This window comes from Flavobacterium sp. ABG (genome assembly GCF_001027725.1).
GTDB lineage: Bacteria > Bacteroidota > Bacteroidia > Flavobacteriales > Flavobacteriaceae > Flavobacterium > Flavobacterium cupriresistens.
This window is the reverse complement of record NZ_LEKS01000008.1, coordinates 53337-66919: the sequence shown is the minus strand read 5'-3', so window position 1 is coordinate 66919 and position 13583 is coordinate 53337. Positions and strand designations below refer to the sequence as shown.

General features: G+C 34.9%; 9 protein-coding genes. 1 reads left to right on the top strand and 8 read right to left on the bottom strand.

Going from position 1 to position 13583, the window contains the following annotated elements; translation table 11 throughout:
* Positions 1 to 9: 9 nt before the first annotated feature.
* The 3 genes from AB674_RS10590 to AB674_RS10580 form a co-directional block, all read right to left on the bottom strand.
* Positions 10 to 1653 carry a DUF6377 domain-containing protein gene (locus tag AB674_RS10590; protein WP_047776423.1) on the bottom strand — a complete coding sequence of 548 codons (1644 nt, stop codon included), beginning with the start codon at positions 1651 to 1653 and terminating at the stop codon, positions 10 to 12.
* Positions 1654 to 2318: 665 nt separating this feature from the next.
* Entirely contained in the window at positions 2319 to 4583 is a 2265-nt protein-coding gene (locus tag AB674_RS10585) for an acyl-CoA dehydrogenase (protein ID WP_047776421.1), read from the bottom strand.
* 310 nt (positions 4584 to 4893) lie between these two features.
* The gene (locus AB674_RS10580) at positions 4894 to 5808 is read right to left on the bottom strand and encodes an EamA family transporter (RefSeq protein ID WP_047776588.1); all 915 of its coding nucleotides are present in this window, start codon (positions 5806 to 5808) and stop codon (positions 4894 to 4896) included.
* Between the two features lie 102 nt (positions 5809 to 5910).
* Here AB674_RS10580 and AB674_RS10575 point away from each other — a divergent pair, with 102 nt between their 5' ends.
* On the top strand, positions 5911 to 7329 hold the full coding sequence (locus AB674_RS10575; protein WP_047776420.1) for a PLP-dependent aminotransferase family protein: 1419 nt from the start codon (positions 5911 to 5913) through the stop codon (positions 7327 to 7329).
* A gap of 718 nt (positions 7330 to 8047) precedes the next feature.
* On the opposite strand, the gene AB674_RS10565 is transcribed toward AB674_RS10575, so the two are convergent.
* The 5 genes from AB674_RS10565 to AB674_RS10545 all read right to left on the bottom strand — a co-directional run bounded on the left by AB674_RS10565 (position 8048) and on the right by AB674_RS10545 (position 13352).
* Positions 8048 to 8995, bottom strand: a complete 948-nt coding sequence (locus AB674_RS10565) for a bestrophin family protein (RefSeq protein ID WP_047776416.1) — start codon at positions 8993 to 8995, stop codon at positions 8048 to 8050.
* Between the two features lie 48 nt (positions 8996 to 9043).
* Entirely contained in the window at positions 9044 to 9766 is a 723-nt protein-coding gene (locus tag AB674_RS10560) for a hypothetical protein (RefSeq protein ID WP_047776414.1), read from the bottom strand.
* A 78-nt stretch (positions 9767 to 9844) separates the two neighbouring features.
* Positions 9845 to 11248 carry a sensor histidine kinase gene (locus AB674_RS10555; RefSeq protein WP_047776587.1) on the bottom strand — a complete coding sequence of 468 codons (1404 nt, stop codon included), beginning with the start codon at positions 11246 to 11248 and terminating at the stop codon, positions 9845 to 9847.
* A 1-nt stretch (position 11249) separates the two neighbouring features.
* A complete protein-coding gene (locus AB674_RS10550; RefSeq protein WP_047776412.1) occupies positions 11250 to 11924 on the bottom strand; it encodes a response regulator transcription factor in 675 nt (224 codons plus the stop codon).
* Positions 11925 to 12122: 198 nt separating this feature from the next.
* Entirely contained in the window at positions 12123 to 13352 is a 1230-nt protein-coding gene (locus AB674_RS10545; protein ID WP_240478081.1) for a BamA/TamA family outer membrane protein, read from the bottom strand.
* Positions 13353 to 13583: the final 231 nt, after the last annotated feature.

Here is a 13583-nt window from a genome sequence, read left to right as displayed (position 1 = left end):
AATAAATCCTTAGGCTTTCAAGGAAATTAAACCGATTTTCATGACCATTTCTTCGAAATCATTTCGCGAAACAGCGGCTTTATTTCGGGCTCTGGTGCGGTAATTATAAATCGTGCTTAAAGAGTAACGCAGGAAAGCAGCAATTTTTACACTGTCGGTAATCCCAAGACGGATTAAGGCAAAAATTCTAAGTTCTGTATTGAGTAATTCTCCTTGTTTTAAAACAATCTGCTCCTCTTTAATAAGCAGTTCATTAAAATCTTTTACGAAGGTTGGGTAGAGGTTTAAGAAAATACTATCGAAGTTTTTGTATAATTCCTCCAATTCTGTATCAACCAATGTAGTTGATTTTAGCATTTTATAGATCTCATCAAATTGTTTGGCCGTAGCTTTTTTATTCAAAATGATTCGATAATTCTCCAATTTGTTGATGTAAGTAGAACAAAGACTAAAAAAGTGCGCAATATATTCTTCTTTAATATGATTTGATTCTGATAATTGTGCATTACGTTCCTGCAACTGATTGTTGGTTTCGGTAATATCTTTGTTTAATTCGGCTAATTTCTGACCGCTTTCATAAAGTTCTCCACGGATTTTGGATACTTTTTTCATTTGTTTGTACACATAAATCACCGCGATAATCAAAAATACCGAGAGTAAACTGATGCATAAAAGATAAAGTTGCAGTTCTGTTTTTCTCTTGGCCTCTCTTTCTAAATAAACCGTATTGATTATCGAATATACTTCTGACATCAAAAGGGTACGAAACTGCACATTGCAATACAAGGCATCTTCAATAGCTGATTGCGTCAGCTTGTACGCCATATCTACATCCCCTACTTCATAAAAAACCAATGCCAATTCCTGAAGGGATGCATTGTCTTTATTTGCATTTTTTATGTCTGAGGTAGCCGAAAGAGCGTAGTATTTTTTTCTTAATTCTAATTGATGTGTTCCTTCATAAATACTCCCCAAAAGATACGCAATCATAGCATACTGAGGGTTATCTTCTTTTTGATCTTGCAATAGATCAACTAATTTCTTTTGGGCAACAGCATATTTTTTTTGGTAAATCTCCTGTTGAATTTTGTTAATCTTATAATTTAAAGAGTTCGGATCTAAAACAGTCAGCAAAGAGTCCCGGTACTGCTGTATTTGTTCTATGTATCTTTTGTTGTAACTGTTGGCTGCATAATGTTCAAAAAACTCGCGATATGCAATGTAATAGGTCGGAAGCAACGGCACCGACAATTTTCTTTTGTCGATACTTTTTAAAATTCCTTCCGATTCACGGTATTTTCCGGAAGAGGAATAAAGCGATACCAATTGCAGGTTGGCCAAATCGGAAAGTTCTTTATTTTGAAGTTCAGCCGCTATTTTCAGATTCTTTTTCACATAAAAAATAGCCGAATCTGAATTGAATTTCTGGTACTCTGCATACAAGGCTTTATTATAATTGTACTCCTGTTCTTTGGTTAAATCAGCTGACTTAATTTTTTTGAAGTTCAGAATTCGTTCTTCCTTAAGTTTAACGTAATACTGCTTCTTTTTCAGAGCATCATTCAGTTTATTCAAAATAGTAGCTGTACTATCCGATGAGTAGGTCGGAAAACAAATGAGAAGGGTGAAAACAAACAGTAAATATTTTTTCAAACTAATAAAAGATAAAACAGAATTACAAATATAAGTAAAGTGATAGTACAAAAGGATAAATTAAAAGAGTGACAAACATCAAAATTTTAGAGTGACAAACCTAAAGAAAACCATTATATTGGAATCTGTTTTTCACTACATTCCATTTGTAATTTGACCTGTGAGATTTTTTCACGCAGATTTTGCGGATTTTGCAGATTTTTTTTATTTCAATCCGCTAAAATCTGCGTGAGGTTTTTTTGATAATTCTTAACTTTCTGACATTGGGTTAGAGCTCGCATCATTACCATTTAATCTTGCAAAAATTAATCTTCTGCATTATAAATAGCCTATCCGGATTTGAATTGCCGTTGGTTTTAACCAACGGTCGTGCATCTTTGGGTTGATAGGCTTTAGCCAAAAAAACGTAAGTCTAGCGTTTTGGCTAAAGCTCAATGTTATTAAGTTAAGAGATTTTTTCACGCAGATTTTGCGGATTTTGCGGATTTTTTTATTTCAATCCGCTAAAATCTGCGTGAGGCTTTTTTTGACGATCCTTAACTTTCTGATATTGGACTAAAATTCAAATCATTAGCTTTTTTTAATTCGTTGGTTAGACCAACGGCTATTCAAAAAACACCTATTAGATATTCAAAAAAATAGCATCGAAATGTACTTCTAATTAATTACTTTTTTACTGCAATTGGCGCAGCCAGACAGCTCTCGGGAATATCAAAAGCATTTACCAGAGCAACAGCATCGGGACGAATATCCCAACAAAGCTGATTGACCATTTTACGAATTGCTTTCGTTTTTACTGCTTCCATATAACCGTCTTCAAGATACCAGGCTTTATTTTTTTCAATTTGCGAAAGTGCATACAATTGATTTAGTTTTATCAGGATAGCTTTAGAATTTTCATCTTCTACCGTTTGAATCGCTGTTTGAAATTGCTCCAAAACTACTCGTTCCAAATAGGCTTGCGCTACATCTATCATTTGATGTTGTACGACATTAAAAGCATCATAAGCTTCTAAGCCTTCTTCAACCAGTTTTTTGATTCTTTTTGCTGCCGATGCCAGAATTGTTTTTTCTCTGTGCTGAAAGGCCAACAAATGAAAGGCTCCATCCAATAAATGCTCCTCATCTGTTTTACGGGTTGCGATCGGATTTTTCTCGGCAATGGCTGATTTTGCATTTTCATACACATAATTGATGATTCCTAAAGAACCCATTTCGCCAAATGCCTTTCTGAATTCAGACAAACGGTTTTTAGCTACCAATTGCATTAAGACCGTGTTATCTCCTTCAAAAGTGGTGTAAATTTCGGTATCGTTTTTTAAGGCGTTGATTCTGTTTTCAGATAAATAACCTTTTCCACCGCAAGCTTCGCGGCATTCCTGCAAAATATCTCTGGTGCTCCAAGTCGAATAGGATTTCATTCCCGCTGCCAAAGCTTCTATTTCTTGCATTTCCGATTCGGTTCGGTTCAGAAAACGACTGGTCAGGTATTGCAAAGCAAAATGCACGGCGTATGTTTTGGCTAAAGGAGGCAATAACCTGCGTTGGTGCATACGGTAATTCAGAATCGGCACTTCAGAACCGCCTTCAGGTCCAAATTGTCGGCGTTGATCGCTATAGCGAATTGCAATCGTAAGCCCCGATTTAGCAGCAGCCAAAGCCGAACGTGGAATACCAATTCGCCCTCCGACCAAGGTTCCTAACATCGTAAAAAAACGTCTATTATCACTTGGAATAGGACTTTCAAATTCGCCTTTGTCATTTACAGAAGCAAAACGATCGAGCATATTTTCTTTTGGAATTTCAACCTGATCAAAACTAATTGTTCCGTTATCGACACCATTCAGTCCCATTTTGTGCCCGCAATCTCCGATGGTAACTCCTTTTAAGGTATTTCCGTTTGTGTCACGTAAAGGAACTATAAAAGCATTTACACCATAATCATGATCGCCAATAATCAGTTTAGCGAAAACTGTTGCCATTTGACCGTGAACTGCAGCGTTACCAATATATTCTTTTTGAGCATTTTTGTTTGGTGTATGAATGATAAAAGTTTGATTGTTATGCTGGTAAGTTGCTGTAGTTTCAAGTCCTTTAACATTGGAACCGTGATGTGTTTCGGTCATGGCAAAACAGCCCGGAAGCTTTAAGGAACCGATATCTTTTAAATATTTTGCGTAATGTTTCTCTGTTCCCAGCGACTGAACACTCATCCCCCAAAGTCCAAATTGGACTCCAAACTTAATTACGAGACTCAAATCGTGATAACTGAGTGTTTCCATTATGGCAAAATAGTCGGCTATGTTTTCTCCTCCTCCATATTGTTTTGGATAGGCCATATTTCCGAGATTTTCATCGGCTAAAATTTTGCACCAATTGTATACGGTTTGACGATAGACATTGATATCGGTCGAAGTTTCATAAGCAAATTCGCGTTTTGAAATAATCGATTTTACTTTTTTTATGATTGCCGCTTCTTTACCATCCAGAAGTGTTGTTATTTTTTGGATATCAAAATTAGAAGTGGTTTGAGAACTGGCGGTAAAAGAACCTGTTCTGGTTTTAAAGTTCTGAATTACTTCTTCTCCTAAAATTCCAAGGTCATTTTCTAATTTTAAAAAATCAGCCTCTACTACATAGATCGCAGAATCCTTTTCTGAAAGCGCTCCGGCAAGTTCAAAAATGGTTTTAATTGAAGGTTTATTTTGAATGGTTTTCGCTATATCTGATTTCCATTGTTCCAATTCATTTCGCGAAGGCGGATTTGAAATATCAATTTTAGACAAAAGATACTCTTGGTCTTCGGGCGAAATTCCTGTTTTTCCAACTATAAATTCTTTTAAAGTGGCAAACTCTTTTTGGGTCAAAAGATCATCGGACCATACTAGATAAAATAACGGTATAAAGGCTTGGAGCTTGGTGTTTTTCATAACATCTTAAATCAGTTAGTGTATTTATTTTTTTGCCACAGATTCAAAGGATTTGCACTGATTTTTTTGCCGCGAATTGCACTAATTTTCTCGAATTATTTGTTGATGGTGCAGCACTAAATCATTTTAATCCTTTAATCTGTGGCATTATTTCGTTGCAAAAAATTTCAATCCTTAATTTGTGTAAATTCGTGGCATAATTTTTTCTGATTTTGAATTGTCCGTAAACAAAAAAAACAGAAATGAAAAATACTCATTCCTGTTTATAAATCCTGTTAAGATTCTGGTAATTTTATTGAACTACTGTTTCTTATGTGTTTTTCGATGCAAGAATCCATTTTTGTCTTATTGCAAAAAGATGATGTGAATTAAATACTAATACTGCCATAAAAATAATCCCGTATGCACCAATCTGTAAACTGCTTATTTTTTCGTGGTACACAAAATTTGCCAGACCAAAAGCAATCATTGGATTGATATTTAAAAGCATTCCAACTGTAGAGGAATTAATTCCGGAAAGCGCATACAGATTTAAGAATAACGGAAAAATAGTAAACAGAACTGCTATTGTCTCTATACACAAGTAGAATTTAAACTCTGTTGGAACCGGTCCGCTGTAAAACGGGTAAAAAGGCAGTAAAACAATTGCTGCAAAAGTAATGTGAAATGTAAGTGTAATAAATTTATCAAAACCTTTATTTACTCGTTGGCTTACTAAATAACCCGCATAGGTCAAACCTATTATAATACTAAAAAACATGTCCATTATGTCGGCATAAGACAATAACAAACAGCCTGAAACGCTTAGCCCAACAGAAACCCACTGTACCTTAGAAAGTTTTTCATGCAAAAGAAAATAAGCCAACAACGTGGTTAGAATCGGGCACACCAAATACGCCAGCGAAGTTGCTTTTACACTAACATGATTCATTACATAGATAAACGTAAACCAATTGGCCATTAGAAAAGTACTACCTCCGAAGTTTAACAAAATAGTCTTTCTTTTTTCTGCTTTTGATAATGCTTTAAAAATTTCTATAGTTTCTTTTACTCTTTTTCTTTTAAAAATAAAGACAATCAATAACATTAGAATGCTACAACTAAAAACGCGATTGAATAAAATATCTAAAGAAGGATAGTCATGAATTGGCTTTAGCGCTAAGCTAAAAAATCCCCAAATCGTATAAGCTGTAATGGCTGCTAAGTAATATTTTGTTGTTTTCACGGAATCTTCTTTTTTGCTTGATTTCTGATGCAACAAATTTCTTAAAAATAATACAGCAATACAGATACAGTTTTTGTAAATTGCACCATAACAGTTTCTTTTATGAAAAATTCAAATTACTTATATCTACAGTTTGCTGATCGAATTGAAAAGCAAATAAAATCGGGCGTTTTGAGTGTTGGAGACAAATTACCTTCGATTCGGGAAGTATGCTCAGAAACGGGCTACAGCATGAGTACGGTGAGCAAGGCCTACTATGAAGTTGAAAGTCGCTCTTTAATCGAATCAAGGCCGCAATCGGGTTATTATGTAAGTAATATTTCTGCCCGAACGGTTCCCGAACCCTCGGCCAGTTCTCCTATTTTAAGCGTAAAAAATGTAGAGCGTGAAGATTTAATCGATTTGGTTTATAATGATATGAGAGCAAAAGGAGTTACGATGTTTTCATTAGGTTTTCCATCAAATGAACTTCTTCCTATCGCCAAGCTGAACAAAGGCATGATTCAAGCCATGCGGTCTTTACCCAATAGTGGAACCAGTTATGAAGAACTACAGGGAAATCTAAACCTAAGAAAAGAAATCGCACGTTGGGCATTCACTTGGGGAGGATCTCCGACCGAAGATGATATTATAACCACTCCCGGTTGTGTCAATGCCATATCACATTGCCTAATGTCTTTAACCAAACCCGGAGATACTATAATCACAGAGAGTCCTGTTTATTTTGGTGTTTTACAATTGGCCAAATCTTTGGGGTTATACGTGATGGAATTACCGACCAATATTACCACAGGAATTGAATTAGATGCCGTAAAAAAAGCCATTGCAACCAAAAAAATAAAAGCCTGTGTACTGATGAGTAATTTCAGTAATCCGTCAGGAAGCATGATGCCAAATGAACATAAAAAAGAAGTCGTTCGCTTAATGGAGTTTTATAACATTCCACTTATTGAAGATGATATCCACGGGGATTTGTATTTTGGCTCCGGCCGTCCAACAAATTGTAAAACTTACGATGAAAGTGGAATTGTACTTTGCTGCAGTTCTGTTTCCAAGACATTGGCTCCCGGATATCGTGTGGGTTGGGTATTACCGGGGAAATTTAAAAAAGAAGTCCTGCGCTCTAAACTCTATCATACCATCTCCTCTCCTACCATCACACATGAGGTTGTGGGGGATTTTCTAAAAAACGGAAGATATGAAAATCATCTTCGCAAGATTCGCAAGATATTAAATCAGAATTGTAACAATTATATTAATACGGTCTTAGAATCTTTTCCAACGGGGACAAAAGTGAGTCAGCCACAAGGTGGTTTTTTCCTTTGGGTTGAACTTGATAAAAGAATAGATACGGCTGACCTTTATCATTTAGCAATGAAACATCAGATTAGTATTTCTCCTGGAAGAATCTTCTCTTTTCAGGATCAATTTTCAAATTGTATGCGTTTGAGTTTTGGCTTGCCTTGGACCAACGAGCTGAGACAATCTATACAAACTTTGGGCAAACTGGTTGATTTATAACCAAACATTCCCCTGTATTGAAAGTTCATCAATGGTTTATGAGCAAAAAAAGCCACAGATTAAAGGATTAAAATGATTCATAAACTGTGATGTAAAAAAAAAATAAACACGAATTGCACTGATTACACTAATTAACTCGGGGTAACTTTGAAATTCTTGGCAAAATGATCAAAATGATTTGTTAATCTGTGTGAATCATTTTAATCTGTGGCAAAAAAAATAAACACGAATTGCACTGATTACACTAATTAACTCACTTTGTCTTTTTTTACGAAGGTGACCCGAACGAAAGCGAATAAACCCAATAAAGCTGCATTTGCTGAGCTTGTTTTTACGGAGTTTCTTGCGGAGATTTCTCCTTCGTCGAAAGGACAAACCGTGTGTGTCTGTGTGTGTGTGTGTGTGTGTGTTAGATAAACTGAATTCTAATATCTATTTTTCCTTTTTAGACTAACGAATATATAAGCTTAATTTTTGCTACTCCACAGGTTTTCGTGTTGATCCATAATCTGTGTGAATCATTTTAATCAGTGGCAAAAAAAATTCGTGCCAATTGGTGAAATTCGTGGTAAAAACATTTTTAGAAGCTAAAGTAATCACAAAACTATTTTTACCCTTTGTAGCTTCATAGCTTTTTAAACCAAAAAAAATACCAGGCAGTGTGAACAATAAACACGCTGCCTGGCTAACAATAACAATTAAAGGACCAAAAAATTAATTATAAAACGAAATAAGCGTCGTTTTCCGCTTTTCTAGGCTCGGGTTTAAGATCAAATTCTTTGATGATATCAAATTCACTTTGATACTCATCTAACATTTGCATTAGATTCTTTTCGATTGTATTTGCAATAGCGGTAACCGGCGTATCTGTAGGCCTGTTTTCAAACGGGTCCTGCAAATGAATCGCCATTTTTTCAATTAAGAAAAAAGTACCTCCAATGATTGTGATCAAAGGAATTGCAAACCAACTTAATAAGCTGATCAACCCAAAAGGCAATAAGATAATAAACAAACACAATGTCATTCTGATATACATACTGTAGGTCGTTGGGAAAATCGTATTTTTAATACGCTCACATTTACCCATTGCATCACACAATCTCGTTAATGTATTATCAATTTCAACTTGTTGATAGGTATTGAAACGTTTATTTTTTCTGGCAATTCTCAAATCTCTCGCATGTAACAACAAGATCGCATTTGGAATGTTCTGATGGTTCTTTACAAAACGCAACTCTTCCTCACTTAAAAGGTCCTTAATCGGTTTTATAGCGTCTTTATTTCGTAAAGACTGTCCCAAACTAAAACACCATGCAATTTGTCTTTTAGTGAAATTTTCTTTGAATTCGTTTGCTTCAACAGAAAAATCAGGGTCTTTATAGAATGTCAACAATTGTCTGATCAAAGTTCTGGATTCGTTTACGATAGATCCCCAGATAATTCTGGCTTCCCACCATCTGTCATACGCCTGATTGGACTTGAAAGCCAATAACAAGGATATAATCGTACCAATCATTGTTGGTATCGCAATCGGAATATCTACGGAAACATTAATAAAATAGTGATGAAAAATCTCAAACAATATCGTATAAGCCATCAATAGAGCCAATTCTACTTTTATTTTCCCAAGAACGTACTTCATTGGGATTTTCTTTTTTAACAGCATATTTTTTCGCTTTAAAGTTTAAACTTGTATTTTTTAAACATTTAAGTTTTAAGCCAATTCTTCGTAAAGTGATAATACCGGAAGTCCCAATTTATCATTCATTGTTTCTTTTTTGGTCTTTTTGAATTTGATTTTCTCGCCTTTACGGGTTTCAACCAGTAAATCAATACCGTATTTTGAAATCGCTTCAGACAAATAAGGTTCAAATTGCTCTAGGTTGTCATCAAAATTCGCCGTTTGGCTTACAATTTCATAAGAGAAATTTTGACTCAAAAACTGCTGAACATCTTTTACGTGCATGTTAACATTGCTGTTTTCGATATAAAGTGCTTTATTGAAGTCTTCTTTGATTGCTTCTGTACCTAAATGCAGTATAGGGCATCTTTGATTTCCGGCTAATTTTACGGAGTATTGGTGAATACGCTTTGTTTCCTGCTTGTAAGAAGGTGTCAGGATAACCAACTTCACATCAAAAGCATCAATAATACCTTTAAATATTGGTGACGAAAGTCCGAATTGGTTATGTATTTTTATTTTGCAATTAGCAGTATGCTCTACAATATAGCGGCAGGTTTCCAGAACTTCTTCCTGGCTTAAAGTAAGACCAGTTCTCATCTCACGCAAGAAATGCGACGAAGAAAAAGAGTCGGGAGCATCTGCAACCATCATTAAAACAATCTCACAACTCGTGTTCTTTGCCTGATTAACAGCCGATTTAACAGCGCTTATGGTATCTTCTTTTAATGTAGTGGGTATAAGGAAATTTTTCATAAGTATAATTGTTTAGTTTTATACGTACAAAATAACTGCCTGAGAATTAGAAGGGTCTTAGTATAAAATTAGATTTCTCTAAGATTCAATATTAGATTTTTTAATATTGGCTTTTTTATTATTATCTTTCCTAAAGACGATCGTCACAATGGTACCTTTGTCCTGCTCTGATTGTACTTGTATTTCACCATCATGCATTCGGATAATCTTAGAAGCCAAAGGAAGCCCCAAACCATATCCTATATATTTAGCGGCGATTTTACCTCTGAAGAAAGGTTCATACAAATGCGGAATATCCTCCGGAGGGATTCCGATTCCGATATCATTTATCGCAATTTTAATCCATTCCTTATTCGCGGAAAGCGACACAAAGACCTCATTATTGTCTGAATATTTTACGCCGTTGGTAATAATATTATTGATCGCCAGTTCTAAAAGTGGTTTATTACAAGGAATCAACAATAAATTGGAATCTTTAGGCGCAAAATTAAGCTTGATACTTACACGGTTGTCCGGATAAATTTTATCCAAATCCGATTTTACATCCATCAATAATTCATCAATTCGGGCAATGTCCAGAACTTGTTTTTTTCCGTCGTAACCTGTTTGCGTCAGTTTTAGCAAACTTTCTGTTAGATTTCCTAATCTTGATGCCTGACTGTAAATATTTTCTAAAGACTGAATGTATTCGGATACTTCTCTTTCCTTAAGAAGCATGATCTCAGACTCTGCGATGATTGTAGTAATGGGTGTTTTTAACTCATGAGAGGCATTATTGATAAAGTTGGCCTGAATCTCAAATGAGGTTTCCAAACGGTCCAACATATCATTAAAAGTCTCCGTTAAATCTGAAATTTCATCCGAGTTTTTAACTTCAGGCAATCGGTTGTGCAGATTAGAAGCACTTATTCGGTTTACTTCTTTGGTAATTCTTGCTACCGGATTTATAACACGTTTTGCTAGAAACCGTCCTAAAAAGAACGCCAGAAATATAAAACCGATACCACCAAAAAGCATAATTTTGACAATATAAATAGCAGTTGTTCTTCCTTTTCGGTCTCTTGCACCGACAATTACTATATACTTTTGGTTGTGTTCTGTAAAAACTTGCCCTAAATAGTACTTGCTATTAATTTCAAAATAGTCTTTTCCCGTTTTTAATATATTGGTATAAAAGTTATTGGGTAGATTAAGATTGGTATTGTAATCAAAACTGTTGGCGCTGTTTATTTTAAGGACAAACTCTTCTTCTTCGATAAGTTCTTCCAGTCCATTTTTTTTAAGATTACTGTAGTATTTTATTTTTTCAGGATCTTTCTGAAAATGAATTGACGCTACAATTTTAGCCCTGTCTTCCAGTCGTTTTAAAAAATGGTATCGGTTGTTTTCACGAAATAAAACAAAAACAACGATACATAATAGCAACGTACTAAAAGAAGAAAGAGCCACATAGGTAACCGTAATTTTTTTTCTTATATCCATTTTAAGGCTGTATGACATAACCTAAACCTTTCATGGTATGAATCAGTTTGGTTGCAAAAGGTTTATCTATTTTTTTTCTTAAATAATTGATATAAACGTCCACAACATTGGTGTTCATATCAAAATTAATGTCCCATACATTGTCTAAAATTTGATCGCGGGATACAATTCTGCCTGTATTTTTTGCCAAATAGTACAATAATTTAAATTCTTTGGCTGTCAAAACAATAGATTCGCCATCTCTTTTAACCGTTTTGGCTCGTCCGTTTATTTCTAAATCACTAATCGTAATGGTATCTATTTTATCTGTTTCCTGATTGGCTCTTCTGTTTAAAGCATTTACTCTCGCATCAAGTTCACCAAACTTAAAAGGTTTTACCAGATAATCATCAGCCCCGGCATTAAGACCGGTTACAATATTCTCAGAAGTTCCAAGTGCTGTAAGAAGCAGAATAGGTACGAAATTTTTACTGGCTCGCAATCTTCTGCAAATCTCAATTCCGTTAATATCCGGCAACATTACATCTAATACAACTACATCAAAAGTATAATTATGAAGCATCTCTAAAGCTGTTTTGCCATCGAGTGCTACACTTACTTCATTATTGTTCTCAGCAAATCCTTTTCGTAAAATGGATAAAAGGTTTGGTTCATCTTCGACTATTAGTAATTTCATCTTTAGAAAGTAGTATATCGAACAAAAATAAGCATTGAATTTTATAAAAGTAGTACATCAACAAGAAAATATGAGGAATAAAAAAGAGGCTGTCTCCCAAATGTAGTGAAACAACCTCTTTTCTAATTCTTATTCCGGCAGCATTGTACCGCAAAACAGAAATAGCAATATGCCTTAAATCATTAGAAAAACAAACTCTTAAAAAGTCTCACCGGCATTGAGATAAAACGCGTTTGAGTTGTTCCCAACCGCATAATCCACAACTAAATTGGTACGGGTTTTTTTGTCGATTAAAATACGTAAACCTGCTCCAATTGCAGGCTGAACATAACTAAAAAGAGGTGTATTGGTTTCTGAATTACTGGCAGTAGTAAAATTGGTAAACACCGTTCCGCTAAACATTTGATTGCAACTTATCGGAAATCTGAATTCTGCTGAAAGATACACCAAATTTGATCCCCTAAACAATCCTTGTGTATACCCCTCTCCACTCCTGCTTCGCTGATCCCAGCCAATAGCAGGCAGATTTAGATACGGTACTTTTCCTCTTGTTACAAATTGTCCATACGTCCAAAATGCCAGAATATAACGCTCATTTTTACTGGAAAGAGGAATAAAATGTCTGTATTCGGTATAAAGAACATTGCTGTATCGCTGATTTTTGAAGAATACCGGATTAAATCTATAGTTGATATTGGCAAACCAGCCGCGAGCTGTATTAACCTGATTGTCCCGGGAATCGTAGACCAAATTAAGACTCATTCCGGTTAAATAATACTCGAGATCATTAAATCCGTATTTCTGACTGTAGTTATAATGGTAGGTAAAAACCTGATTCGCCACATCTAGATCTTCGTCTTTTATAGACGAATACCAATCGATATTGATCCCACCACCCACATAAAAATTCTTTTTTACTTCCCAGGATGCGGTTTGGTGGAATTTAAAATAATTATAATCCATAGGCTGAGCAATAGAATCGATACTGAAATTACCTCGCCTGCTGTGATGCGGAATAATATTGGTTCCGAGACCATAATTGGGTTGCGAAAAAATATACATTCGATAATCGCCACTCAAAAATATCTTATTGTTTTTTAGTAAAATATTGTTCTTGACATTTATAAGCCATTGTTTCTTGGTAGTATAGGTTACTCCTAAATTAGCAATAGAGTATTTGTCTGTGGCCTCTTTTCCTTTAAAAGTATATTGTGCCACTCCGCCAAAAACAAAGCCCGTGGCAGGCTGCGCTCCGATAACAGGAATTACCAGAAAAAAACTGTTTTTTATGGGCTTTAGAACCAAAAGAGAATCTTTCTTCTTAAAAAGTTCAAATACGGTTTTAGGCGGGCATAATTGCGGATTGTCGGAATCATTTTGAGCATGAAGCATAAATGGAAGAAAAAACAATAGTACTAAGATTGTCATTAAACATTTAGAATAATTATTTTTTAAAAACTTTACCATTTCTAAGTTCAGTGTTTTTGGATAATAACAAACTCTCTTGTAAATATAACCCTTATTTTCAATATTTTACACAACTATTCTTAATAATAAAATTGGTTTTACAAAATAAAAGAAGCAAAAAGTCAGACAAAAAATGTATAGTATCTTGCTTAAATTAGTATCTTTTCGCTCTGAAACAACGATTGAAAAACA

Bases quoted from the DNA above. Each gene is read 5' to 3' on its own strand.
- AB674_RS10545 (WP_240478081.1), bottom strand. From the start codon at position 13,352: ATGACAATCTTAGTACTATTGTTTTTTCTTCCATTTATGCTTCATGCT.
- AB674_RS10555 (WP_047776587.1), bottom strand. From the start codon at position 11,248: ATGGATATAAGAAAAAAAATTACGGTTACCTATGTGGCTCTTTCTTCT.
- AB674_RS10550 (WP_047776412.1), bottom strand. From the start codon at position 11,924: ATGAAATTACTAATAGTCGAAGATGAACCAAACCTTTTATCCATTTTA.
- AB674_RS10575 (WP_047776420.1), top strand. From the start codon at position 5,911: ATGAAAAATTCAAATTACTTATATCTACAGTTTGCTGATCGAATTGAA.
- AB674_RS10585 (WP_047776421.1), bottom strand. From the start codon at position 4,583: ATGAAAAACACCAAGCTCCAAGCCTTTATACCGTTATTTTATCTAGTA.
- AB674_RS10565 (WP_047776416.1), bottom strand. From the start codon at position 8,995: ATGCTGTTAAAAAAGAAAATCCCAATGAAGTACGTTCTTGGGAAAATA.
- AB674_RS10560 (WP_047776414.1), bottom strand. From the start codon at position 9,766: ATGAAAAATTTCCTTATACCCACTACATTAAAAGAAGATACCATAAGC.